Source organism: Nocardia jiangxiensis NBRC 101359 (genome assembly GCF_000308615.1).
Lineage (GTDB): Bacteria > Actinomycetota > Actinomycetes > Mycobacteriales > Mycobacteriaceae > Nocardia > Nocardia jiangxiensis.
Genome location: NZ_BAGB01000157.1, coordinates 1 through 22,321, shown reverse-complemented (window position 1 = coordinate 22,321; position 22,321 = coordinate 1). Strand labels below are relative to the sequence as shown.

The following is a 22,321-nucleotide window of genomic DNA, read 5'->3' as shown; positions in this document are numbered from 1 at the left end:
TTCTTCATCGGAACTCTTGAAGGAAGTAGTCATGAGCAGGATCACGATTCTTTACGGCACCGAGACCGGCAACTCCGAGATGGCAGCGGATGACATAGCCGAGGCGCTCGGCGACGCAGGAGTCGACGTCGACATTGTCGCCATGGACGAGTACAAGGTCGCGGATCTGGCGAACGAAACCGTGGTCGTCCTGATCACCTCCACGTACGGCGAGGGTGAGCTGCCGGAGACAACGGCGCCGTTTCACGGAGCGCTCACCGAGGCCGAGCCGGATCTTTCGGGCCTACGGTTCGCGGCGTTCGGTCTGGGTGACAGCACCTTCGAGACTTACAACAACGCCATCGTCACTTTGGTGCGGGCAGCGACCGAGCTCGGCGCCACACAAATCGGAGAAACAGGTAAACACGACGCGGCCAGTGGGCGCTCGATCACCGACGTGTCGGGTTCATGGGTGAAGCAAATCCTCGAGTACGTCTGACGCCTCACCTGATCCAGAAGTTCCAAGGAGCAAATTCGAATGACGACCGATACCACCCACACGGCGCGGCCGGAGCCTCTGCCGCTGACGGATCCGGCATTTCGCGAGAATCCCTATCCCTGGTACGAGACTGCACGGCGGGATCACCCGATCTTTCAGGATTCTCAGGGCACCTATGTTGTCTCTCGCTACGCGGACGTGATCAAGTTCGCGAATCTGTCGTGCATGAGCATCGAAGAACCAGGGTGGGTCGACGTCGGGCCGGGCCAGGTCACCAGCGCGATGAGCGCAACAATCGCTGCGATCGACCCGCCACGCCACACCGAGCTTCGGCGTCACACCAACAGGTGGTTCACACCCAAACTGGTGAAGAACTGGGCAAAAATCACAGCCGAGGTCACCGGCGCGATCCTCGATCGACTCGCCGATGGACAGGTCATCGACGGACACCGTGAACTGGGAATCGTTCCGACCCATGCCACGATGTGCCGGGTGCTCCAGCTTCCCGACTACGACGTGGACTCGGTGTTCAAGGCGATGTTCGACGCAATGACGGCGCTCTCGCCGGTCGCGACCCCGGAAGAGGACGAGTTGGGCCGAAAGGCCTGGGAGTTCCTCACCGAGCGCGTCTCGGGCATGCTCGCGCAAAAACGCTCGGATGCCGGCGACGGCATGGCGGACGCACTCGTCGACGCGCACGAACGCGGCGAGATCACTGCCGACGAGATGCTGCAGACGATCGTGCTCTTCTACGGAGCCGGCCACCAGAGCCCTGGCTACCTCGTCGCCAGCGGACTCGAAGTCTTCGCTCGCGACCCTGCGGTATTCGAGGCATACAAGCAGCAGCCTGCAGCCCGCAATGCCATCGTCAACGAGATCCTCCGTCTGTATCCGCCGGAGTTGTCGCTCGCGCGTTTTCCGACCGAGGATATCGAGATCCATGGCGTTGCGATACCCGCCCAGTCACGAGTTCGCTTCATGATCGCCGCTGCAAACCGCGATCCGGAGGTATTCCACAACCCCCACCAGTTCGACTACACCCGCCCGCCGGAGACCAGCCAGAACCTCACCTTCGGAATCGGCGCGCACGGCTGCGCAGGCCAGGTGATTTCCCGAGCCGAGGCAGCGACGATCTTCACCACGATCGCCGAGCGTTACGAACGGGTCGAACTGGTCGGTGAGCCCACACTCGCCAACACCGACCGTGCGCGTGCCTATTTCAAGCTTCCGATCAGGCTCTTGTAAGCATCTGCCGACAGTCGGGCAGAAGCTGTTTATTCCAAGGAGAGAACATGAGTCCGGAGTTCGAGGGGAAAATTGCGCTTGTCACGGGTGCCGCCTCAGGAATCGGAAGAGCCGTGGCCGTACAGTTGGCGGCGGAGCAGGCATCGGTTGTCGTGGTCGACCTCAGGGAAGGGGCTGCTGGATCCGTTGCCGATGCGATCGTGGCTGCGGGAGGGCGAGCGATCGCCGTTGCGGCAGACGTAGGCGACTCGAATCAGATGAAAGCAGCGGTGGCTGCCGCTGTCGATACCTACGGCGCGTTGCACCTTGCCGTGAACAACGCGGGCATCAATGGTCCGTCCGAACCGCTCGCGGAAATCAGTCTGGAGGACTACCGGTCACTCATGGATGTGAACCTGCACGGGGTGACGTACGGTATGTACTACGAAATTCCGGCGATGCTCGAGGCCGGCGGTGGTTCGATCGTCAACGTGTCGTCGATCCTGGGCTTGGTTGCCCTGCCGACCGAGACTCCGTATGTCACCGCGAAGCATGCGGTGACCGGGTTGACGAAGTCGACGGCATTGACCTATGCCCCGCGTGGTATCCGAGTCAACTCGGTGCATCCGGGATATATCGAAACAACCCTGAATGACATTCTCTCCGATGAACAGCACGCGAATGCTGTCGAGCAGCACCCGCTCGGCAGGTTCGGCACACCGGAAGAGGTCGCTCAGGTCATCACTTTTCTGCTTTCGGACCGGGCGTCGTTCGTCACGGGGGCGCAATATGTCGTCGACGGCGGATACACCGCGCAATAACCCCTACTCGCGACCTTCGTGCACCATTACACGATTCTCCACTCAGGAGTGCACATATGACCACCGATATACGGGCATCGCAATATTCGGCAGCGGCCGGAGCCATTCGGCTACGAGGCGTCGAATACCAGAAAATGTTGTGGCTGAAAGCGGTTGAGGAATGAGCGATAATATGACAGCACACCGGGATGTAGTTCCTGCCCGCATGGCCGGTGACGGTCCAACCTACGGATTCGCGCCCGGCCATATCGCCGGTGGGTATCTGTTCGTTTCCGGACAGCTCGGGCTCTATGCGACCGGAGACGTGCCGGAAGACCCCGCCACGCAGGGTCGACTCGCCCTCGAAGCTCTCGGAGAAGTCCTCGCCGAAGCCGGATGTACCTTCGCCGACGTCACCAGCCTGCACACATTCCATGTCGGCAGCATCGCCGAAGCCAATATCTGGTTTCTGCCGGCCAAGGCTGCTCTGTTCGGACCGCCCTACCCGGCATGGACGGCCGTGGGCGTCACCAATCTGGCTGTCGACGGAGCGATCATCGAGATCTCAGCCATTGCCGAGCTGCCCGACTAGGACGCCGCGGTCCCCATCACGAGACAAGAACGATCACAGAAAGAAACGATCCATGAGCACAACCGCGGAGCACGGCGGTACCGCCTCGCTCGATCCTGACCGGCCGACCCGAAAACTCACCGGCAAGTTGGGCACATTCGATATCGTCTTCACCGTCCTCGCGTTCAACGGGCCATTCGCCGGCTTCGTGGGCTTCTCTCCGGTGATCATCGGCTCGGGCAACACCTTGGCCGCACCAGTGATGTTCATCGTCGCCGGCGTGGTTCTGTTGCTGTTCACGGTCGGTTTCACCGCGATGGGCCGGCACCTGCCCAACCCGGGCGGTTTCTACGCCTACATCACCGCGGGACTCGGCAAACCGCTCGGCCTGGGAGCGTCGTTCCTCGCCCTGCTCACCTACCTCGCGATACTTTCCTGCTCGTACGTCTACGGCGGAATCGGACTCGATCAGCTGATCACACAGACCTTCCATGGCCCCGACATGTCCGAATGGATCCTCGCACTCGTGCTGGTCGTCGTCGTGGCCGTCCTCGGCTACTTCGAAATCTCGTTGTCGGCGAAAGTTCTCACCGTTCTGCTGTGCGTGGAGGTCGTGGTCATCGTGGCGTTCAACCTCGTGACGTTTGCGACCGGAGGTGCTGAGGGAAACACCGTGACCCCTTTCAGTCCGCACAACATTTTCTCGGGCAATCTGGGGCTCGCGGTGCTCTTCGGCTTCCTGTGTTTCGGCGGGTTCGAAGCGACGGCGATCTTCCGTGAGGAAGCTCGCGACCCGGAGAAGACGATCCCGCGTGCGACCTATATCGCGGTGCTCGTTCTCACGGTGCTCTACGCGGTCACCACCTGGGCTCTCGTCGTTGCTGTCGGCCCTTCGACGGTCATCCACAAGACAGCTGCCGACCCTGTCGGCACCGCGATGGGCGCGCTGGGCAGCATTCTCGGCCATACGATCGAGGAGGTCGTGACGGCGCTGCTGTGTACCAGTATCTTCGCCGCGGTTCTGTCGATCCATAATGTCGCTGCCCGCTACATGTACTCGTTGAGCGTCGACCGAGTCTTCCCGGCCGTGCTGAGCCGAGTCCATGCCAAGCACGGATCGCCGTATGTGGCCTCCATCGTAACCAGCGTCATTTCGGTGATCGTCATCCTGGCCGCACTGTCGGTAGGCGTGAGCCCTTCGAGGGTCTACGTCCTCCTCTCGGGAATCGGGGGCTACAGCATGCTGATCCTGCTGTTCCTCGCGAGCATTGCCGTGATCGGCTACTTCGCCAGAAGGCGCGCGCTCGAATCGAGTAGGTGGCGGACGGTCATCGCCCCGGCCCTCGCGGCGGCGGGACTTCTGGTCGGCCTCATCCTCGGCACCACAAGTTTCACCATTCTGATCAGTGGCGGGCGGGGCCTGGCGACGCTGTTGATCCTGATCCTTTACGGCGTCTTCGCGCTGGGCGTTGTGCTGGCCGTCGTCTACAAGCGCAGCAAGCCCGATACGTACGCCCGGATCGGCCGCGATACAGCGTGAACCTCGAGCACAATTTCGACGGAAGGAACGATGATGAAGCACACTGACGCGCCGCGGAGCGCGAAGGTGGTACTGGTAACCGGCGCGAGTTCGGGGTTGGGCCTGTCGATCGCTACCCACCTTCAGGAGGCCGGATACCGGGTGTACGGAACATCCAGACGGGCCGACGGACAACGAAACGCGTACGGCGCCTTCTCTCTGATCCCGATGGACGTCACGGACGACGCGAGTGTTGCCGCGGCGATCGACACGATCATTTCCCGCGAGGGAGTCCTCGACGCAGTGATCTGCAATGCGGGTATGGGTCTTGCCGGAAGTATCGAGGACACCACGATCGACGAAGCCCAGCTCCAGTTCGATACGAACTTCTTCGGAGTTCACCGAGTCTGCCGGGCCGCGCTGCCGTCACTTCGACAGCGATCCACATCCTCGATCATCGTGGTCGGATCGATCGCCGGCGTCTTCGGCATTCCATTTCAAGGGTTCTACGCGGCGAGCAAATTCGCACTGGAGGGATACGTGGAGTCACTGCGTCTCGAACTGCGAAAAACCGGAGTAAAAGCGACGATCGTCGAGCCGGGCTCGTTCAGGACTGAATTCACCTCGGGACGAGTGGTGATCAAGGGTGCCGGAGAAGGATCGTTCTATCGTCAGGACTTCGCCAATGCGCTTGCCCTGATGGAAAAAGAGGAGCGCGACGCCACCGCGGATGTCGGGATGCTGTGCACCGCTGTTGGTGACCTCCTGGAGATGGACCGCCCGCCGATTCGCATCGCCGTCGGTCTGAAAGACGAGACCGACCTCGCCACTCGAAAGCACGAATGGAAGCCCGAGGAACTGGAACAAGTGATTGCCGAGTCCTACGGACTCTGACCGGTAAATCGAGGAGGAAACGCACATGACGACATCGCGACCGGCCGCATTGGTCACCGGTGCCGGCGGCGGTATCGGGCGAGCAGTCGCTGTCGAACTTGCCGCGACGCACAACCTGATCCTGACCGACATCTTCGAGGCTTCCCTGCGTGAAACGCAAGCCCTGACGGCTCCGGTGGGCGCGGCCGTGCACGCACAGGTCGCAGACATCGCCCGACCCGGCGAGCTCGATCGGGTCGTCACAGCAGGGGAGAAGACCCTCGGAACGGTTTCGGCCGCTGTCGCCTGTGCGGGCATCGAGGGTGCCGGAACGGTCGAGACTTCCGATATCGAGAATTGGCAGCGGAGCTTGAACGTCAATTTGACCGGCACGTTCTTGACCGCACGCGCAGTCATCGCCTCGCTGAAGGCAACCGCCGGATCGTTCACCGCGATCGCTTCCGATGCCGGCACCAACGGGTTCGAGGACTGTGTCGGCTACATCGCCGCCAAGCACGGTGTCATCGGTGTCGTTCGCGCCATGGCCGTCGATCACGGGCGCGACGGTGTGCGCAGCAACGTCGTCTGCCCTGGTTACGTCGAGACTCCGATGGCTCGTCGTATCCTCGCCGATTCACCGGAAGGGACCGAGGATTTCTACCGCAGTGTCATCCCGCTGGGAAGATTCGCAACCCCCCAGGATGTCGCGGCCGTAGTCCGCCATTTCGTGGCGGGATCGACCTACGCGAATGGCGTCGTCTACGCCCTCGACGGGGGATCGACAGTCGGCTCTTATCGCGGCGCCTGAGCCTCGGCACCGGCAACAACGCAACCCTGATACCTGTTCGAATGCAGGGGACAAACCCGCTATCAGTAGACTAACGAACATTAGTTAGACTCAAGAGAAAGGAAGGCTCATGCGAGGTTTCGTCAGGACTGAAGAGGAAGTCCGCAACATCGAAAACTTCCTGGCCCCATCGAGGTTCGTCGGTGAGGAGCTGGTTGTCGATTTCGAGACGACGTGGGAGTTCGCCCGCGAGAACCTCCCGCCGGTATTCGAGCCGATCGGAGACAAAGCGGCCGGAACCGCGAAGGCATACGCCGAGATTGCCCAGTTCGACGGTGCGTACTGCGGCCCGATGGATTGCGCGATCGTCGCACTCCACGCTACCTATGAGGGCGTAGAGGGCTTCTGGCACCTTATTCAGCTCATCTCCGGCGAGCTTCCCGTCATCATCGGCCGCGAGCTCTGGGGTGAGACGAAGAAATTCGGTACGTCGCGCATCTACAAGGACGGTGTGAGCTTCTTCGGGACGTCCGAACGTCTCGGTCATACCGTTTTCGAGCTCGAAGCGGAGATCACCGGCGAAGAGCAGGCGCCGAAGGTGGTCAACACCCACGGATTCGATATCAAGATGTTCCCGGGCTCGAACGGCAGTGGGCTCGAGTACCCGCCGCGCCTCAATATCTGGGACGTCGGCCTGGACTACAGCACTTACCGAGTCGGCACCGGCTCGATCACATGGGGTGCGGCTCCGTGGGATCCGGTCTGGTCGATTCCGATCTCGTCGACCGGCGATGCTCACTACGCGAATTATGCGATTACCAACCCTCTCGGTCGCCAGATCGACCTCGAGGATCCCGACAACGTCTATTCGCGATTCCTGTGGGGCCGCAGCTATGACGATCCCACCCTCTATCCGATCACCAAGCGGTGGAGGGGACAGGACCAGCTCAACCAACCGCCGGTGTTGCCCGCGCCGTAGCGGGTGCGGTTCGACCCGACAGCGGTGATGCGATCGGCGCCCTGAGGGGGGCGCCGATCGCTGATACGAAAGGGAGATTTTCATGCGAATCGGAGTCCTCAGGGAGGCACGAGTCGGTGAGACACGGGTGTCGGCGACGCCTACTACGGTGGCGCAGCTGCGCAAGCTCGGGTACGAGGTTGTCGTAGAGCCCGGTGCCGGCGAGTTGGCCGGCTTCTCCGATGCGGCGTACGCCGGGGCAGGTGCGACGGTCGGCACGGTCGAGGCCGCCGATATCGTCTTCGGCGTCAACACCCCGACCACGGGGCAGCTCGACTCGCTGAAGTCCGGGACCACGCTCGTCGCCATGCTCAACCCACGGCTCGACGAGGCGGTGGTGCAGGAGCTGTCCCTACGCCCGATCACGGCGCTGTCGATGGATGCGGTCCCGCGGATCAGTCGCGCGCAGTCCCTCGACGTGCTGTCCTCCATGGCGAACATCGCCGGCTATCGCGCGGTCGTCGAGGCCGCCCACGTCTTCGGCCGCTTCTTCACCGGACAGGTCACCGCGGCGGGCAAGGTGCCGCCGGCAAAGGTGCTGGTCGCGGGTGCCGGCGTCGCCGGCCTGACCGCGATCGGTACCGCGGGCAGTCTCGGTGCGATCGTCTACGCGACCGACCCGCGCCCCGAGGTCGCCGACCAGGTGCGCTCGGTCGGCGGTGAGTACCTGTCGGTCGAATCCGCCGACGTCGAAGTGTCGGCGACCGGCTATGCCAAGGAGATGTCCGATGACTACAACTCCCGTGCAGCAGCTCTGTATGCCGAGCAAGTCCAGGAAGTCGACATCATCATCACAACCGCGCTGATTCCCGGACGCCCCGCGCCGACCCTGATCACTTCCGACATGGTCGCCAGCATGAAACCCGGCAGCGTCATCGTCGATATGGCGGCTCAGAACGGTGGCAACGTCGAGGGCACGGTCCGCGACGAGGCCGTGACGACCGGCAACGGCGTCACGATCATCGGCTACACCGACCTCGCGGGCCGCCTCCCGACCCAGGCTTCGCAGCTTTACGGCACCAACCTGGTGAACCTGCTGAAGCTGATGACCCCGGAGAAGGACGGCGGACTCGTCCTCGACTGGGAGGACGTGGTTCAGCGTTCCATCACAGTGGTCCGGGACGGCGAGCCGGCGTGGCCTCCGCCACCGGTACAGGTCTCGGCGGCCCCCGCCGCCTCCTCCGCGCCCGTCCCCGTCGAGAAGGCGGCCGAGAAGCCGGCTACACAGGGCGCGAAACTCACCCGGGTGGGCATCGGGGCTGTGGCGCTGTTCGTGCTGATCGCGATTTCGCCTGCGGCACTGCGGGTTCACCTCACGGTGTTCGCGCTCGCGATCGTCATCGGTTACTACGTGATCGGGCACGTGCATCATGCGCTGCACACGCCACTGATGTCGGTGACCAATGCGATCTCCGGCATCATCGTGGTCGGTGCGCTGCTTCAGATCGGTCAGCGGGACAACGTGATCACGGCGCTTTCGGCGGTGGCGATCCTCCTGGCCGCCGTCAACGTCTTCGGTGGCTTCGCGGTGACTCGCCGCATGCTTGCCATGTTCTCCAGGAGCTGAGCGTCGTGACCAACATCCTCACCATCGACAGCGCCGCGAAGTCGGCATATCTCGTTGCCGCTCTACTGTTCATCCTCGCGCTCGCGGGTCTGTCCAAGCACGAGTCGGCGAAGCTCGGCAACTACTTCGGCATTGCCGGCATGGGCATAGCACTCGCCGCCACCGTCGTGCTTGCGGCCGACCACGACATCGAGCCTTCGGGCCTGGGCCTGCTGCTGGGCGCAAGCGTCATCGGCGCCGCCATCGGTCTGTGGCGGGCTCGCATCGTCGAGATGACCGGCATGCCCGAGCTGATCGCGTTGCTGCACTCCTTCGTCGGCCTGGCCGCGGTACTCGTCGGATGGAACGGCTACCTTCACGTCGAGGCGGATCCGGCAGGTCACGAGGCCCTTCGACTCGATTCCGCAGGGCTGCTCGGCATCCATTCGGCCGAGGTTTTCATCGGAATCTTCATCGGTGCGGTCACCTTCGCCGGCTCGATCGTCGCCAACCTCAAGCTGTCGGCGCGGATCAGATCGAGCCCGCTGATGCTGCCCGGCAAGAACCTGCTCAACATCGGTGCACTGGTTGGCTTCGTGGTTCTCACCGTGTGGTTCGTGACCGCGCCGCAGCTCTGGCAACTGGTCGTCGTCACCGTGCTCGCACTGCTGCTGGGCTGGCACCTTGTCGCCTCCATCGGCGGCGGAGATATGCCCGTCGTTGTGTCGATGCTCAACTCGTACTCGGGTTGGGCCGCGGCTGCCTCGGGCTTCCTGCTCGAAAACGACCTTCTCATCATCACCGGTGCACTGGTCGGTTCCTCCGGCGCCTACTTGAGCTACATCATGTGCAAGGCGATGAACCGCTCGTTCGTCTCGGTCATCGCGGGTGGGTTCGGCGTCGAGGCCACCGCCGCCGAGACCAAAGACTACGGCGAACACCGTGAGATCAATGCAGACCAAGTGGCCGCACTGCTCGCCGACGCCGACTCGGTCATCGTCACCCCGGGATACGGAATGGCGGTGGCGCAAGCGCAATACGGCGTGGCCGAGCTGACTCGCAGGCTCCGCGAGAAAGGCGTCAACGCGCGCTTCGGAATCCACCCGGTCGCGGGTCGCCTGCCGGGCCACATGAACGTGCTACTCGCCGAGGCCAGGGTTCCATACGACATCGTGCTCGAAATGGACGAGATCAACGAAGAATTCGCGGATACCTCGGTCGTCCTGGTCATCGGCGCCAACGACACCGTCAATCCTGCCGCATCCGAGGATCCGGCGAGCCCTATCGCCGGTATGCCGGTGCTCACGGTCTGGGAAGCCGACAATGTGATCGTCTTCAAACGGTCGATGGCCCCGGGCTACGCGGGTGTGCAGAATCCGCTGTTCTTCCGGGACAACAGCGCAATGCTTTTCGGCGACGCCAAAGACCGAATCGAGGATATTCTGCGCGCCCTTCCGGTGTGAGCCGCTCATGGCGGTATCCACCCGATCGGTCCACCGGCCCGAACTGCGTGGCTGAAGGTGGGAGGCCCTCCGCTATGTGGGGGCCTCCCACCACGCTGAAATCCGTCCTCACCCTCGTGCCGCGCGGTCAGTTCGATTCACTGGGCTGAATCGGGTTGCGCCAACTGTGCAGCGCGCCCGCGCAGCGCGACTTTGTCGATCTTTCCGACCGATGTCTTGGGAATTTCTGCGACGAACTCGATGCGGTCGGGCATCCACCAGGATTCGAACTTCGGTCGCAGAAACTCCAGCACGGCTTGCTTGTCGAGCTGCGCACGATCCTCGGTGACGATGAACATGCACGGTCGCTCTCCCCAGCGCTCGTCTGCGATCGCAACGACAGCGGCGTCGGCCACGTCGGGATGAAACAGAACCGCGGATTCGAGCGCCACCGACGATATCCACTCGCCGCCGGATTTCACCAGGTCCTTCGTGCGGTCCAGAAGCCGGAAATACTGGCCTTCCACGAGCTCGGCGACGTCCCCGGTACGCAGCCACTTGTCGTCGGTGAAACTGTCGGTGCTGTCCCGGTCGTAGTAGCTCGAGGCGACAGTAGGCCCGCTGACCTGCAACTCGCGCTCCTCGCCCGCAATACGCGCTCCGACGAACGCGAGCGGTTGCCCTTGCGTCGCGCGCAGCGAATACGTTTGGTCGATCGACCGTCCCGGTTGCGCAGCAGGCCTGGAAATCAGAGCCAGCGGGCTCGTTTCCGTCATACCCCAGCCTTGGACGATCGGAACGCCGAAGCGATCGTCGAAACGTCGGATGAGGCTCTCGGGCACCGGCGCTCCGCCGCAGATGGCCTCGCGCAGGGAGCTCAGGTCCACTGGATCCTCCAGCGCATGCACCGCCTGCCAGATGGTTGGAACCGCTGCCGCGACCGAGACATGCTCGGCCGCAATCAGATCGGCGAGGTCGCGGGCCGTCGGCGACGGACCCGGCAGCACGAGTCGTGCGCCGCTCATCGCGGCGATGTACGGCAGGCCCCACGCGTTCGCGTGGAACATCGGCACCACGGGTAGTACTGCGTCCGACTCTGCGATTCCGAATGCGTCGGGCTGGTTTGCCATCAGCGAATACAAGGCGATGGATCGCTGCGAGTACAGCACGCCCTTGGGACGCCCCGTCGTCCCACTCGTGTAACACATTGCCGCGGCGGCATTCTCGTCCACCTCGGGAAATCGGTAGTCGGGGTCACCGGTGGCGAGAAGTTCTTCGTAGCCGAGCGCGCCCGGCCGTGACAGGTCGTCGCCGTTCATGATGACTTCCAGACGGACGCCGGGAAGATGCGGCAAGGACGACGCCAGTTCTGCGTCCACGAAAACGACCGTGTCTCCCGCATGCTGGGCGATGTAGGTGAGATCGTTTTCGTGCAGCCGGATATTCAGAGTGTGCAGCACCGCACCGATCCCTGGGACCGCCAGATAGAGCTCGAAATGGCGAGTGCTGTTCCAGCCGAACGTCGCAACTCGGTCCCCCGGCTTCACTCCCATCTCGACCAGGGCCGACCCCAGTCGACGTGCTCGGCCGACGGTCTCGGCGTAAGTGCTGACACGGACTCCGTCGGAGGTCCGTTCTGACACAGCATTGTGCCCGAAGCATGCCTCCGCCCGCTCCGCAATGCCGGCGACGGTCATCCGGCCGTGCATCATCAAACCCTTTGTCATGGAGGACCTTTCGATTCGAGCGGGCTCATTCGAGAGCGCCGCTTCCGAGGAGGGGGTGTTCAACCGGGGAGGCGGATCGGACGCCTGACCACCCGGCGTCTCCGGTAACATAGACCACACTAACAATCGTTCGTTAGCAACCGTTGACATCGAGACAATCGAGCCGTAAATTGACCTTACGAACGTTAGTTAGCCTACCGCGTCGAGCAGGGCGCCACCAGAGCCTGCGACGTTGAACCCCACAATGAGAAAGGTGCTGCGATGCGGCGATCGCCCACGATTGCAGCCGAATCCCGTGTCCTGCGCGAGCAGGGCGGGACATCCGGTGCGCCGGCCGCATCCGGCCAGATGTCGACATCAATCGCCAAAACCCTTGTAGCCGAGACTTTTCACCGCGTTGTCGACCGTGCAACCCAGATGTGCGGCGGGCTCGGTGCCAGCGATCCGGACAACGGCGGTCGGAGGTGAACGAACTACTCCCCGGCGAGATGCAGGGCATTGCCGAGTTGATGCGCACCGCAGGAGTGGAAGTCGGAGCTCCCCTGCATTGCACCCAGATCGCAGGTGGCCGTTCCAATCTGACCTATCGGCTCAGCGACGGGCGCGCGAGCTGGGTGGTGCGGATGCCTCCGCGCGCCGGCCGCACGCCCTCGGCGCATGATGTCGCTCGGGAGTTCCGAGTGATGAAAGCACTGTCCGATACGGATGTTCCGGTAGCGCGACCGATTCTGTTGTGCGAGGACGAGCGGGTGATCGGTCTACCCTTCACCGTCGTCGACTTCGTATACGGCACTAGCGTCCAGTCGCAAGTCGACCTGGCCGCACTGGACGATACGACGACAGCGAGCGCGATTCGCGCCGTTGTCGAGACCTTGGCATCGCTGCATCGAGTCGATCACGCCGCTGTGGGCCTCGACTCGTTCGGAAGAGCGTCCGGCTACGCGGATCGACAGCTGCGTCGGTGGGGCAGTCAATGGGAACTCGTCTCACCAGCTGTTCCTCACCTCGACTCGCTGGCCGCTGCCATCCGCAATCGGCTCGCCGCCGCGGTCCCAGACCAAACCCGAAGCTCGATCGTCCACGGCGACTACCGAATCGACAACACAATGCTGGAATTGCAGTCCAGTCCCGTCCGTGTTGCGGCCGTCCTCGACTGGGAGTTGTCGACAATCGGTGACCCGATCGCCGACGTCGCCATGATGTGTGCCTACCGGCACCCAGCCCTCGATCTGATCATGGGGTTCCCGTCGGCGTGGACCAGCGCTCGATTGCCATCGCCCGAGGCGCTGCTTGCTCGCTACGAATTGTCGGGCGGGGCGAGCATCACGAACTGGGAGTTCCATCTCTCCTTGGCCTACTTCAAGATTGCGGTGATCGCGGCTGGGATCGATCACCGCTATCGCGCGGGGGCGGTCACGGGCGACGGGTTCCGCGACGCGGTTTCGGCAGTCGCACCACTACTCGAGCAGAGCCTCGAAACGTTAGGAGTGTTCTGATGGTGAGTGCGCTGGTGACAGGTGCATCACGTGGTATCGGTCGGGGTATCGCCTTCGGTCTGGCTACCGCCGGTGTCGAGTTGACAATTACCTCACGCACGGCGTCGGACCTGGAAATTCTCCGGCACGAATTGCTGGCCGCAGGCTCACCGCAAGTGGTGTTCGAGGCGGTCGACCTGGCCGATGAGGATGCGCTGGCGGGTTTGGTGGAGTTGCACGGCGAGCACTTCTCCTCGATGGACGCCTTGGTGGTCAACGCAGGCGTCGGCACCGGGGGAGACGTTGCGACGTTTCCGATGCGACGTGTGCAGAAGACGGTTCAGGTCAACCTGACCTCCGCGATGAGGCTCGTCCAGCACGCACTGCCGTTGCTCCGCTCCGCTGCCGCGGCCGATCCGGTCCGAGGCGCGAAAATCATCGGACTGTCTTCCATCACCGGGGTGTACGCCGAACACGGCCTTGCTGTCTACGGTGCGACCAAGGCCGCCTTGATCTCGTTTCTCGAGACGGTGAGCCTCGAGGAATCCGCTAACGGCATCTGCGCCACTTCCATCGCTCCGGCCTATGTCGACACCGACATGGCGGCCTACGTCAGCGATCGGATCCCCACGACGGAAATGATCCCCGTCAGTGACGTGGTGAATGTGGTCATGATGCTCATGAATCTGTCGGCAAACTCGGTCATCAACCGCATCGTGGTGGCCCGGCGAGGAACGACGGGCTACACCGCCTAGTCGTGCCGGCTCGATCTACCGCCGAGCGATCGGTGTGACCATCCAGGAGGGCGTCGTGAAGCGTTCGATCTATAACGAGGACCATGAGGCGTTCCGCGCATCTGTGCGGGCCTTTCTCGAGCGTTCGGTGATTCCGCACGTGGAAGAGCACGACGCGGACAAAGGGCTGCCACGCGATTTCTGGTTGGACGCGGGCAAGCAGGGACTGCTCGGGCTGTGTATTCCGGAGGAGTACGGCGGAGCGGGGGCCGATGACTACCGGTTCAATGCTGTTCTCACGGAGGAGCTTTCGAAGGTCAATGCTTCGCTTCCGTCCTGTATGGGGATCCACGTCGACATCGTGGCTCCCTATCTGGTCGACTTGACCACTCCGGAGCAAAAACAACGCTGGCTCCCGGGCGTGGCATCGGGCCACATCGTGACAGCCATCGGAATGACCGAACCGTCCGGCGGCTCGGATCTGGCGGCGCTCGAGACGAAAGCCGTCCGTGATGGTGACGACTGGATCATCAACGGGGCCAAGACATTCATCACCAACGGCTCGTCCGCCGACCTCGTTCTGACTGCGGTACGCACGGACCCGGCGAAGAAGGGTGCGCGGGGAATAACCCTCTTCGCAGTTCCCGCGACGGCTGATGGCTTCGGCAGGGGCCGCAAACTCGACAAAGTGGGGCAACCGCAGTCCGACACCGCCGAGTTGTTCTTCAATGACGTCCGACTGTCCGTCGACGATGTCGTGGGTGAAGCCGAGGGCGGGTTCATCCACATGATGAAAAATCTGCCGCAGGAACGATTGAACGCCGCGGTCTCCAACCTCGCCCACGCGCGTCAGATCCTCGACGAGACACTCGCATATGCGATGCAACGCAAGGCATTCGGTGCGAGCATCGGGTCCTTCCAGCACAACAAGTTCCTTTTCGCCGAGCTCTACACGCAGGTCGAGGTCACCCAGGCCTACGTTGATCAGTGCGTCCTGGCACACTGCACCGACGACCTGACGCCCACCGATGCCGCGAAGGTGAAGTGGTGGACATCCGACATCCAGAACCGGGTGCTCGACCATTGCCTCCAGCTGCACGGCGGTTATGGGTTCATGAACGAATACCGCGTCGCGCGCGCCTGGAAAGACGCCCGGATCACGAAGATCTGGGCGGGGACCAACGAAATCATGAAGGAACTCATCGGCCGCGATCTCGGCTTGTGAATCATCCGCTTCACCCGAACCATGAAAGGTGCCTGTCTCATGGGCAGATTCGACCAGCAGGTAGTTGTCGTCACCGGCGGAGCGCGGGGTATCGGCTTCAGCACCGCACAGCGGTTTGCCGCGGAGGGCGCCGCCGTCGCTCTTCTCGATCTCGACGCACACACCGCAGCGCTGGCCGCGGCTGAACTCGGTGCGTCGAAAGCGATCGGCATCGCGTGCGATGTCGGCGACGAGTCATCGGCGCAGGCGGCGGTGGAGCAGGTTGTACGCGAGTTCGGCGGGCTGCACGTACTGGTAAACAACGCAGGCGTTACGCGAGACAACCTGCTGTTCAAGATGACGAGCACCGACTGGGACACGGTGATGAACGTCCACTTGCGCGGGGCGTTCTTGATGACCCGCGCAGCCCAGAAAGCCTTCGTGGAACAGAAATACGGCAAGGTCATCTGCATTTCGAGCACGTCCGCGCTGGGCAATCGCGGGCAGGCCAACTACTCGGCGGCCAAGATGGGCATCCAGGGGTTCGTCCGGACGCTCGCCATCGAGTTCGGCCCATTCGGTGTCACCGCCAACGCCGTTGCACCGGGCTTCATTGCCACCGAGATGACCGATGCCACCGCACAGCGTCTCGGGATGGACCCGGTGGAATTCCGCAAAGCCAATGCAGAGGCCAACCCCGTGCGACGGGTGGGCAAACCGGAGGACATCGCGGCCGCGGTCACGTTTCTTGCCAGCGACGAGGCCTCCTACATCACCGGGCAGACGCTGTATGTCGACGGTGGCGCCAAGCTCTGATCCCCCTGCTTCCTGCACCTCACACCGTGCCATCGCTTTGAATCTGGTCTGCAGCGGGACCCTTGTAGTATCCGACTCCGGATCCACCGTCGATCGAATAGCTCGCACCGTTGACGTAACCAGCCTCGTCCGACGACAGGTGCGCAACCGCGGCCGCTACTTCTTCTGGTCGGGCGAGGCGCCCCGATGGCACCATGGCTTCGTACGTCTCCTTGCGACCGGCAGTTCGAAAGATCCGATGCGCCATCGGTGTTTCGACCATCGACGGACAGACAGCGTTGTCTCGTAGGTCGACATCCTTGGTTCCTTGCCACGCGGCCTCGAAGATGGCCTCCCGCTCTTCGGCGGAGACGCTGAAGGTTTCGCGCTCGTACTCCTCGTCGATACCGAAACCCAGCTTCACTCGGCTGAATTCGTCCCAACGGTCCTTACAGGTCTCTTCGAAGGTCCGCATCTCTTCGGGCGGCCAGGGCCGGTTTCCTGCCGGGATGCTGTATGAGCGAACTTGCACAGACCGCAGCAATCGAGATGGGCAAACCCATCAGGCAGAGTAAGAGCGAATAGAGCTAGCCGCATCGATTTTCGACTATTACGCCGACAATGGACCGAGACTGCTCGCCGACGAGGAGTGGTGGAGGTCGAGATTCCAGGAGTTGGACACGTCCGCAATATTGTCGAACAACATCGATTCGAGTCCCCGGATATTTCGTGCCCGCCCGGCTATCTGTCTCCAGCCGGTCGCTGAGTCGGGTTCGCATAGTAGTCGGCTTCGAACTCGATCGGTCGTTTGCGGCCGAGCCGGTGCATCAGCCAGAGCCGGTGTCGGGGCGGACCGCAGCGCCTTGTCGATCTTTCGACGCGGTGGGCTTCTGCGGTCGGCCCTCGGTCGGCACAACACCCGAGGGAACGAGAAGTGCACCACGAGGCGCTTCAAGCCCGGGTACAGCTACTCCACCTTGGCCGGAGTCCGAAGTGAAGTACTGAGGTCGAGCTCGATTATCGACCTGGTGATCGCGTTTGCTTGCGCGACACTTCTCTCCGTGGATTCGGCCGTTCCGTCCCAGTCGGCCCACAAATTCGAGCCCTCGAGGACGGTGAGAACGACTCGCACGGACAACTCAGGGTCGGCGCATCCCAGCTCTTTCGCAGTGGCTTCCAGAAGTTGTGAACACAGTCGCAACCAGTGCGCTATCTCTTCGCGGATTTCGGGTGGCAGAAAGCTGCCGATCCGGTCGGACTCGACGAGCAGGTCCCAGAAGTGGCTTTCCGGACGCTCCACTTGGAACTGCACATACAGGCGCACTATTGCAGCCCAGGCCTCGTCCGCATCACGCACCCCGTCGATTGATTCGAGCAATTCGGCACCGAAACAGTAATAGTGCCAGCGAAGAGTCTCAACGACTATCTCGTCGCGCCCTCCTGGAAAATGGGAGTAGATGCTGGGCGCCTTGACGTCGATCTCTTTACCCAGCATCCGCATGGTGACGGCCGAGTAGCCTTTGGACGTCGCAAGTTTGAGGAAGGTATCGAGAATCAGGCGGCGGCCTGGCGTCTGTCCCGACCAATCGAACATGTCGAGATGCTCACGCAGCTGCCGAGCCGCACGTATCCGTGGGGATGAGTTCATCGTTCGTTCGACACGCTTCCTGTGACCGCTGCCAGTATTATCCGCATGAATGTTACCGGTCGAAGGTCATCCGCCGGCCGATGATGGCACCGGTCACCTATGGTCGGACTATCCGGTTCGGTACCGTTCCGTGCGCCTGCGGTGCTGCAGGTAGGGGCGGTATCGCGTCGACGGGCATCTGGATCATTCGTGCTACGAGCACGCAAGTCTGTCCGGCGATGTCGTGCGGGCCGAGTTCGCCGGCGGACCGGTACCAGGATGCGGACAGGTTGGCGAGGTTGAGGATCGAATGAACGCGCACGGGGTTGGAAACCGTGTCGTCTGCCCCGACGGATTCGGTCAGCAGCTCACCGACGATGTGGGTGTACTCCGCGAGCGCGGTGGTTATCCGGCGACCCTCGTCCGGAAGGACGCGAGCGATAAAGTCGCGGTCGATGACCTTGTCGTTCGCGTTTGCTCCTATGGGATGTTCGGTGCGGTACAGCGAGTGACGGTAGATGATTTCGAACAGTCGACCATGCGGCGTCGTGGGCGGCAGATCCTCGAGCACTGAAATGAGGAAGTCGCTGAGACCCCAATCCGCGGCTGCGACAAGGAGATCGAGCTTCGAGTCGTAGTGGCTGTAGATGGTGGGCGGACGCACTCCCACAGCGGCGGCGAGGTCGCGTATGGATACCGCGTCGTAGCCGCGATCGGCGAACAGTTCGATTGCCGCTTTCAGCAGCCTCGCTCGTGCGGTCGAGGTGTCGTAGAGCGAGTCTCGTTCACGTACGCCGTCCAGATCGATTCGATCGAGGTAAGGCTGCGGCCTCGCCGCCGTCGGCCGCTCAGCATCTGACGCGCTGGAAGTCTCCAGGTCGGCGGTCGTCACAGTGGGCCTCTCGATAGGGGTGGCAAAGCCGGACATGGTTGCGGATCCCTCGTCCATCGGCATCGTGAGCCGTAGCCTGCGGACCGAACGAATGTTCGTAAGTAAGTGTACATGGATGATCTTGTACGCCATGTGCACCCTGGCGCACCTTGCGTACGTCGTCTCTCGCGCCTCGCGCACCTTGGTCAAACTTCTCGTCATCCGCGACTGCGGTGGGGAAGGTTGGGGATGCGATCGGGATGTCGCAGGTCAGCGCCTCACGTCACGCGCTGCGCGCCGCGAGCCCCTTCTGTCGTGTGGCTGAGTTCACAGAAGTTTGCTTCAAAGGCTTCCCAAAATCGAGGCCCTAACGTACGTTAGTTCGTACAGCGGCCGGCGCGTAGACATCGGAGAGTCCGGGTAGCGCCCGCGCGGCGCGGCTCGTTTCTCGACGGGCGCGACTCGGCCGAAGTCCTGTTCAAGCCGCAGGTCCGGCATGTGATCGTCAAAGAAGATGGAGTCGCCATGGGTGTCTTGGTTCTCGGGGGTAGTCGCGGTATCGGCCGCGCCATCGCGGTGGGACTGACGGAGCCGGGGTCGACGATCCTGGTGAACTACCTCGGTCCGGACGAAGAAGCACAGGAGACTCAGCGTCTGGTCCAGGAGAAGGGCGGGCGCGCAGTCCTTCTGCGCGGGAATATCGCCTCACCGGAAGGGGCGGCCGAGATCGCGAAGTTGGTTTCCGCGGAAGTCGACAAGTTGGACACAGTCGTCCATTGCGCTGTCAAGACCGTCAGCGGCCCGCTGCTGGACGCCGATCCGGAGGCGTTCCGTCAGGCGGTCGATGTCAACGCGATGTCGTTCCTCTACGCCGTCCAGGCGGTCCGGCCGCTCCTCGGCGCTGGAAGCTCGGTGGTTTATCTGTCGAGCAGAGGTGCGCGTATCGCCCTGAAGGACTATGCGTCTGTGGGAGCGCCCAAGGCGATGGCCGAGGCGTTCGTTCGGTACCTGGCGGTCGAGCTCGCCGCGATCGGTGCACGGGCGAACGTGGTGTCGCCGACCGCGCAAGACACCGCGGCCTTCCGCGATATCTTCCCGAACGACTATGAGCAGCGCCTCGCCGAGGCAGCGCGCCGGAGTCCGTCGGGGCGGGCCGTGGGTCTGGACGACATCGTCGAAGTCGTCCGGTTCCTCGCCTCGCCCGGCGCCGCCATGCTGCAAGGCCAGACCATCGTTCTGGATGGCGCAAGCACGCTTGCCGGCTGACCGCATCCCCGGATCGCACAGCAAAGTCGCGATCAACACCACATCGAAGGAGAGATCACCATGTCCTACAAGCTCGTTGCCACCTGGTCGGCGCCCAAGGCCGAAGACGAAGCCGAGTTCGAGAGGTACTACATCGAAGATCATGTCCCTGTGGCGGCAAACCTTCCGTACCTCAAACGGCTGGTGCTGACCAAGACCGATGGAAAGTCCGAGGACGGCGGGGAGCCGCCGTATTACCGCGTCGCCGAGCTGATCTTCGACAGCCAGGAAGAGCTCGAGAAGTGCAGCGCCTCCACACAGTGGACGGCAATGCGTGAGGACGCCGGCGCCCTGATCGATCGGTTCGGCGTCACCCTCGAAATGGGTCTGGGCGAGGAGCAGGAAGTCCCCGTCGCCTGAGCTCGTGCTGCGGTCCTTCCACCGGCCGTAGCGGACGGGCATCGGCATCAACAGCAGTAAGGAGTTACCAGTGAGAAGACTCGAGGGCAAAGAGGCACTCGTCACCGGCGCCGGGTCCGGGATCGGGCGCGAAACTGCGCGCCGCTTCGCGCAGGAAGGCGCAATGGTTGCGGTTGCCGACCGATGCGCAGACAAGGTGGACGCTACCGTCGAGTCCATCGTGGCGGACGGCGGCAAGGCGATCGGGATCGTGGTCGATGTAACGAATCGCCTCGAGGTGGAGCATGCGGTAAACGATGTCGTCGCGAGCCGGGGCGGCCTCGACATCGTGGTCAACATCGCGGGTGTCGACATCTACGGGGCAGCGCACGAACTGTCGGAGGAGGACTGGGACAGCGAGCTGGCCAGTAACCTCAAGAGTGTCTATCTGGTATCCCATGCGGCTTGGCCACACCTCAAGGCCCGCGGTGGCGGCTGCATTCTGAACACCGCGTCCGTCGCAGCCCTGCGCGCCATCGCGGACAACGCCGCGTACTGCGTCTCGAAAGCCGGAGTCATCATGCTGACTCAATGCATGGCCCAGTCGGGCGCCCCCGACAATATTCGGTCGAACTGCATCTCGCCGGGGTTCACCGCGACAGGGATGATCGAGGGCTACTTCGCGGACCAAGCGGATCCGGATGCGGCGCGCGCGGGGGCCCTTGCCCTGCACCCGCTCGGTCGTTTCGGCCAGACGAGCGACATCGCCGGTGGGTTCGCCTATCTCGCCTCCGACGACGCGGCCTGGATGACCGGATCGAACCTCGTCATCGACGGTGGTCTCACGAGCGGTATGTGACCTGCTCTCTGCCACGTCGGGTGAGCACGCCCGAGGCGACTTCCAAACCTGAATCGAACATATTGAAAGGGGTTCCTGATGGGACAGAGCACTGAAGAGAAGACTGTTGCCGAGCTGATCCACGAGTACCACGAGGCATGGGACCGCGGTGACCACGAGGCGGGATGGGCCTTCTACTCCGACGATGTGAAGGTCCACATGGGTGGACGCGGCCCACTGTCCGGTGAGTACGCCAGCAAACAGGATTTCGTCGACAACTGGGTGACCCGGGTGGCCAACTACTGCGACGAATGGCTCGTCGGGTACGACAACACCGAATTGCTGCTCGGTGAGGACGGTGTCGCGCTCCTGATCAAGGAAACCTGGCGCAAAGGGGACCGGGAGTTCATTACCGACCGCCTCGGCATCTACAAGTTCGCCGACGGCAAGATCATCGATTGCTGGTTCAGCGACATGAACCAGGCGGGTGCCGAAGAGTTCTTCGGCGACCTTTCTGCCTGATCCAGATCGGCGCGCATCGGCGATCACGGTTGGTCACCTCCGTCGATCCGGTCACGGAGGTGGACCATCAACCCGTCCACCGCGACCTGGCACATGACGATGAGCCGTTGTGTTGCTGATGTTAAAGTAAGAACATCATTTCGAAACTGCGGTTCTGAAATCGGGGGTGGCTGGCGTGACCGGAGGCGGCAGGGAGGGCGCTGAATCGGTGCTTTCCGGCGGGCGTCATCTACGCCGGGCTGCGAATCCGGCCCGACAGGCGCTCTACGACGGTGAAGTGGAGAAATTGATCCGGACCGCCGAAGAGGTCATGGTCCGCAAGGGGCGTACGGAGATGCCCACGGTCGCCGAGATCGTCGGCGCGGCCGGGATGACGAATCAGGCGTTCTATCGGCATTTTCGCAGTCGCGACGACCTGATCGTGGCAACCTACGAGCAGGGGCTGCTGACGCTGCACAGTTATCTGCGGCATCGTGTATCGAAGTGCTCCGGCGTGCGCGATCGGATTCGGGCCTGGATCGACGGGGTGCTCGCGCAGATCGAGGATCCGCGACTATCGGAACTCAGTGCGGTGATCCTGTGGAATGTCGGCCAGATCGCCCGGGACAAGAGTGAGATCGAACCTG

General features: G+C 62.7%; 23 protein-coding genes. 19 read left to right on the top strand and 4 right to left on the bottom strand.

Features of this window, described 5'->3' with window-relative positions:
- The first annotated feature begins 31 nt into the window (after positions 1 to 31).
- The 10 genes from ON40_RS37180 to pntB all read left to right on the top strand — a co-directional run bounded on the left by ON40_RS37180 (position 32) and on the right by pntB (position 10,279).
- Entirely contained in the window at positions 32 to 478 is a 447-nt protein-coding gene (locus tag ON40_RS37180; RefSeq protein ID WP_040830049.1) for a flavodoxin domain-containing protein, read from the top strand.
- A 39-nt stretch (positions 479 to 517) separates the two neighbouring features.
- Positions 518 to 1,723, top strand: coding sequence for a cytochrome P450 (locus ON40_RS37175; RefSeq protein WP_040830048.1), 1,206 nt, complete (start codon positions 518 to 520; stop codon positions 1,721 to 1,723).
- A 47-nt stretch (positions 1,724 to 1,770) separates the two neighbouring features.
- A complete protein-coding gene (locus tag ON40_RS37170) occupies positions 1,771 to 2,523 on the top strand; it encodes an SDR family NAD(P)-dependent oxidoreductase (protein ID WP_040830047.1) in 753 nt (250 codons plus the stop codon).
- Between the two features lie 205 nt (positions 2,524 to 2,728).
- Positions 2,729 to 3,094 carry a Rid family hydrolase gene (locus ON40_RS37165; protein ID WP_040830046.1) on the top strand — a complete coding sequence of 122 codons (366 nt, stop codon included), beginning with the start codon at positions 2,729 to 2,731 and terminating at the stop codon, positions 3,092 to 3,094.
- Between the two features lie 52 nt (positions 3,095 to 3,146).
- Complete coding sequence (locus tag ON40_RS37160) at positions 3,147 to 4,613, top strand: APC family permease (protein WP_051194161.1); 1,467 nt, start codon at positions 3,147 to 3,149, stop codon at positions 4,611 to 4,613.
- A 30-nt stretch (positions 4,614 to 4,643) separates the two neighbouring features.
- Positions 4,644 to 5,486: an SDR family oxidoreductase gene (locus ON40_RS37155; RefSeq protein WP_051194160.1), complete on the top strand. Its 843-nt coding sequence runs from the start codon at positions 4,644 to 4,646 to the stop codon at positions 5,484 to 5,486.
- A gap of 25 nt (positions 5,487 to 5,511) precedes the next feature.
- Positions 5,512 to 6,273, top strand: a complete 762-nt coding sequence (locus tag ON40_RS37150; protein WP_051194159.1) for an SDR family NAD(P)-dependent oxidoreductase — start codon at positions 5,512 to 5,514, stop codon at positions 6,271 to 6,273.
- A gap of 109 nt (positions 6,274 to 6,382) precedes the next feature.
- Complete coding sequence (locus ON40_RS37145; protein ID WP_040830045.1) at positions 6,383 to 7,231, top strand: acetoacetate decarboxylase family protein; 849 nt, start codon at positions 6,383 to 6,385, stop codon at positions 7,229 to 7,231.
- Positions 7,232 to 7,313: 82 nt separating this feature from the next.
- The gene (locus ON40_RS37140; RefSeq protein ID WP_040830044.1) at positions 7,314 to 8,837 is read left to right on the top strand and encodes a Re/Si-specific NAD(P)(+) transhydrogenase subunit alpha; all 1,524 of its coding nucleotides are present in this window, start codon (positions 7,314 to 7,316) and stop codon (positions 8,835 to 8,837) included.
- 14 nt (positions 8,838 to 8,851) lie between these two features.
- Positions 8,852 to 10,279, top strand: a complete 1,428-nt coding sequence (gene pntB / locus ON40_RS37135; RefSeq protein ID WP_040830070.1) for a Re/Si-specific NAD(P)(+) transhydrogenase subunit beta — start codon at positions 8,852 to 8,854, stop codon at positions 10,277 to 10,279.
- A gap of 137 nt (positions 10,280 to 10,416) precedes the next feature.
- Here the strand turns inward: pntB and ON40_RS37130 are convergent, their stop codons facing one another.
- Positions 10,417 to 11,955: a long-chain-fatty-acid--CoA ligase gene (locus ON40_RS37130; protein ID WP_218008931.1), complete on the bottom strand. Its 1,539-nt coding sequence runs from the start codon at positions 11,953 to 11,955 to the stop codon at positions 10,417 to 10,419.
- 518 nt (positions 11,956 to 12,473) lie between these two features.
- On the opposite strand from ON40_RS37130, the gene ON40_RS37125 reads away from it, so the two are divergent.
- Genes ON40_RS37125 through ON40_RS37110 form a run of 4 tightly spaced genes read left to right on the top strand, consistent with a single transcriptional unit; the run spans position 12,474 to position 16,214 of the window.
- Positions 12,474 to 13,481: a phosphotransferase family protein gene (locus ON40_RS37125; RefSeq protein ID WP_040830069.1), complete on the top strand. Its 1,008-nt coding sequence runs from the start codon at positions 12,474 to 12,476 to the stop codon at positions 13,479 to 13,481.
- Entirely contained in the window at positions 13,478 to 14,215 is a 738-nt protein-coding gene (locus ON40_RS37120) for an SDR family NAD(P)-dependent oxidoreductase (RefSeq protein ID WP_174435108.1), read from the top strand. The genes ON40_RS37125 and ON40_RS37120 overlap by 4 nt, the downstream gene beginning before the upstream one ends.
- A 55-nt stretch (positions 14,216 to 14,270) precedes the next feature.
- Positions 14,271 to 15,419: an acyl-CoA dehydrogenase family protein gene (locus ON40_RS37115; RefSeq protein WP_040830068.1), complete on the top strand. Its 1,149-nt coding sequence runs from the start codon at positions 14,271 to 14,273 to the stop codon at positions 15,417 to 15,419.
- A gap of 39 nt (positions 15,420 to 15,458) precedes the next feature.
- Positions 15,459 to 16,214: an SDR family NAD(P)-dependent oxidoreductase gene (locus ON40_RS37110; RefSeq protein WP_040830041.1), complete on the top strand. Its 756-nt coding sequence runs from the start codon at positions 15,459 to 15,461 to the stop codon at positions 16,212 to 16,214.
- A 19-nt stretch (positions 16,215 to 16,233) separates the two neighbouring features.
- Here ON40_RS37110 and ON40_RS37105 read toward each other — a convergent pair whose 3' ends face one another.
- The 3 genes from ON40_RS37105 to ON40_RS48760 form a co-directional block, all read right to left on the bottom strand.
- Complete coding sequence (locus ON40_RS37105; RefSeq protein WP_040830040.1) at positions 16,234 to 16,668, bottom strand: SDR family oxidoreductase; 435 nt, start codon at positions 16,666 to 16,668, stop codon at positions 16,234 to 16,236.
- Between the two features lie 492 nt (positions 16,669 to 17,160).
- On the bottom strand, positions 17,161 to 17,787 hold the full coding sequence (locus ON40_RS37100) for a TetR/AcrR family transcriptional regulator (protein WP_051194157.1): 627 nt from the start codon (positions 17,785 to 17,787) through the stop codon (positions 17,161 to 17,163).
- Positions 17,788 to 17,938: 151 nt separating this feature from the next.
- Positions 17,939 to 18,844 carry a TetR/AcrR family transcriptional regulator gene (locus ON40_RS48760; protein ID WP_157186671.1) on the bottom strand — a complete coding sequence of 302 codons (906 nt, stop codon included), beginning with the start codon at positions 18,842 to 18,844 and terminating at the stop codon, positions 17,939 to 17,941.
- Between the two features lie 345 nt (positions 18,845 to 19,189).
- Here ON40_RS48760 and ON40_RS37085 point away from each other — a divergent pair, with 345 nt between their 5' ends.
- The 5 genes from ON40_RS37085 to ON40_RS37065 all read left to right on the top strand — a co-directional run.
- Positions 19,190 to 19,957, top strand: a complete 768-nt coding sequence (locus tag ON40_RS37085; RefSeq protein WP_157186670.1) for an SDR family oxidoreductase — start codon at positions 19,190 to 19,192, stop codon at positions 19,955 to 19,957.
- A gap of 60 nt (positions 19,958 to 20,017) precedes the next feature.
- Complete coding sequence (locus ON40_RS48755; protein ID WP_051194155.1) at positions 20,018 to 20,356, top strand: EthD family reductase; 339 nt, start codon at positions 20,018 to 20,020, stop codon at positions 20,354 to 20,356.
- Positions 20,357 to 20,426: 70 nt separating this feature from the next.
- A complete protein-coding gene (locus tag ON40_RS37075) occupies positions 20,427 to 21,194 on the top strand; it encodes an SDR family NAD(P)-dependent oxidoreductase (RefSeq protein WP_040830036.1) in 768 nt (255 codons plus the stop codon).
- 78 nt (positions 21,195 to 21,272) lie between these two features.
- Positions 21,273 to 21,695: a nuclear transport factor 2 family protein gene (locus ON40_RS37070; protein ID WP_040830035.1), complete on the top strand. Its 423-nt coding sequence runs from the start codon at positions 21,273 to 21,275 to the stop codon at positions 21,693 to 21,695.
- A gap of 175 nt (positions 21,696 to 21,870) precedes the next feature.
- Positions 21,871 to 22,321, top strand: a 451-nt coding sequence (locus tag ON40_RS37065) for a TetR/AcrR family transcriptional regulator (RefSeq protein ID WP_157186669.1), incomplete at its 3' end; no start/stop codon positions are given.

Bases quoted from the DNA above. Each gene is read 5' to 3' on its own strand.
- ON40_RS37180 (WP_040830049.1), top strand. From the start codon at position 32: ATGAGCAGGATCACGATTCTTTACGGCACCGAGACCGGCAACTCCGAG.
- ON40_RS37130 (WP_218008931.1), bottom strand. From the start codon at position 11,955: ATGACCGTCGCCGGCATTGCGGAGCGGGCGGAGGCATGCTTCGGGCAC.
- ON40_RS48760 (WP_157186671.1), bottom strand. From the start codon at position 18,844: ATGGCGTACAAGATCATCCATGTACACTTACTTACGAACATTCGTTCG.
- ON40_RS37070 (WP_040830035.1), top strand. From the start codon at position 21,273: ATGGGACAGAGCACTGAAGAGAAGACTGTTGCCGAGCTGATCCACGAG.
- ON40_RS37175 (WP_040830048.1), top strand. From the start codon at position 518: ATGACGACCGATACCACCCACACGGCGCGGCCGGAGCCTCTGCCGCTG.
- ON40_RS37155 (WP_051194160.1), top strand. From the start codon at position 4,644: ATGATGAAGCACACTGACGCGCCGCGGAGCGCGAAGGTGGTACTGGTA.
- ON40_RS37100 (WP_051194157.1), bottom strand. From the start codon at position 17,787: ATGTTCGATTGGTCGGGACAGACGCCAGGCCGCCGCCTGATTCTCGAT.
- ON40_RS37170 (WP_040830047.1), top strand. From the start codon at position 1,771: ATGAGTCCGGAGTTCGAGGGGAAAATTGCGCTTGTCACGGGTGCCGCC.
- ON40_RS37165 (WP_040830046.1), top strand. From the start codon at position 2,729: ATGGCCGGTGACGGTCCAACCTACGGATTCGCGCCCGGCCATATCGCC.
- ON40_RS48755 (WP_051194155.1), top strand. From the start codon at position 20,018: ATGTCCTACAAGCTCGTTGCCACCTGGTCGGCGCCCAAGGCCGAAGAC.
- ON40_RS37145 (WP_040830045.1), top strand. From the start codon at position 6,383: ATGCGAGGTTTCGTCAGGACTGAAGAGGAAGTCCGCAACATCGAAAAC.
- ON40_RS37125 (WP_040830069.1), top strand. From the start codon at position 12,474: ATGCAGGGCATTGCCGAGTTGATGCGCACCGCAGGAGTGGAAGTCGGA.
- ON40_RS37140 (WP_040830044.1), top strand. From the start codon at position 7,314: ATGCGAATCGGAGTCCTCAGGGAGGCACGAGTCGGTGAGACACGGGTG.
- ON40_RS37105 (WP_040830040.1), bottom strand. From the start codon at position 16,668: ATGCGGACCTTCGAAGAGACCTGTAAGGACCGTTGGGACGAATTCAGC.
- ON40_RS37150 (WP_051194159.1), top strand. From the start codon at position 5,512: ATGACGACATCGCGACCGGCCGCATTGGTCACCGGTGCCGGCGGCGGT.
- ON40_RS37160 (WP_051194161.1), top strand. From the start codon at position 3,147: ATGAGCACAACCGCGGAGCACGGCGGTACCGCCTCGCTCGATCCTGAC.
- ON40_RS37110 (WP_040830041.1), top strand. From the start codon at position 15,459: ATGGGCAGATTCGACCAGCAGGTAGTTGTCGTCACCGGCGGAGCGCGG.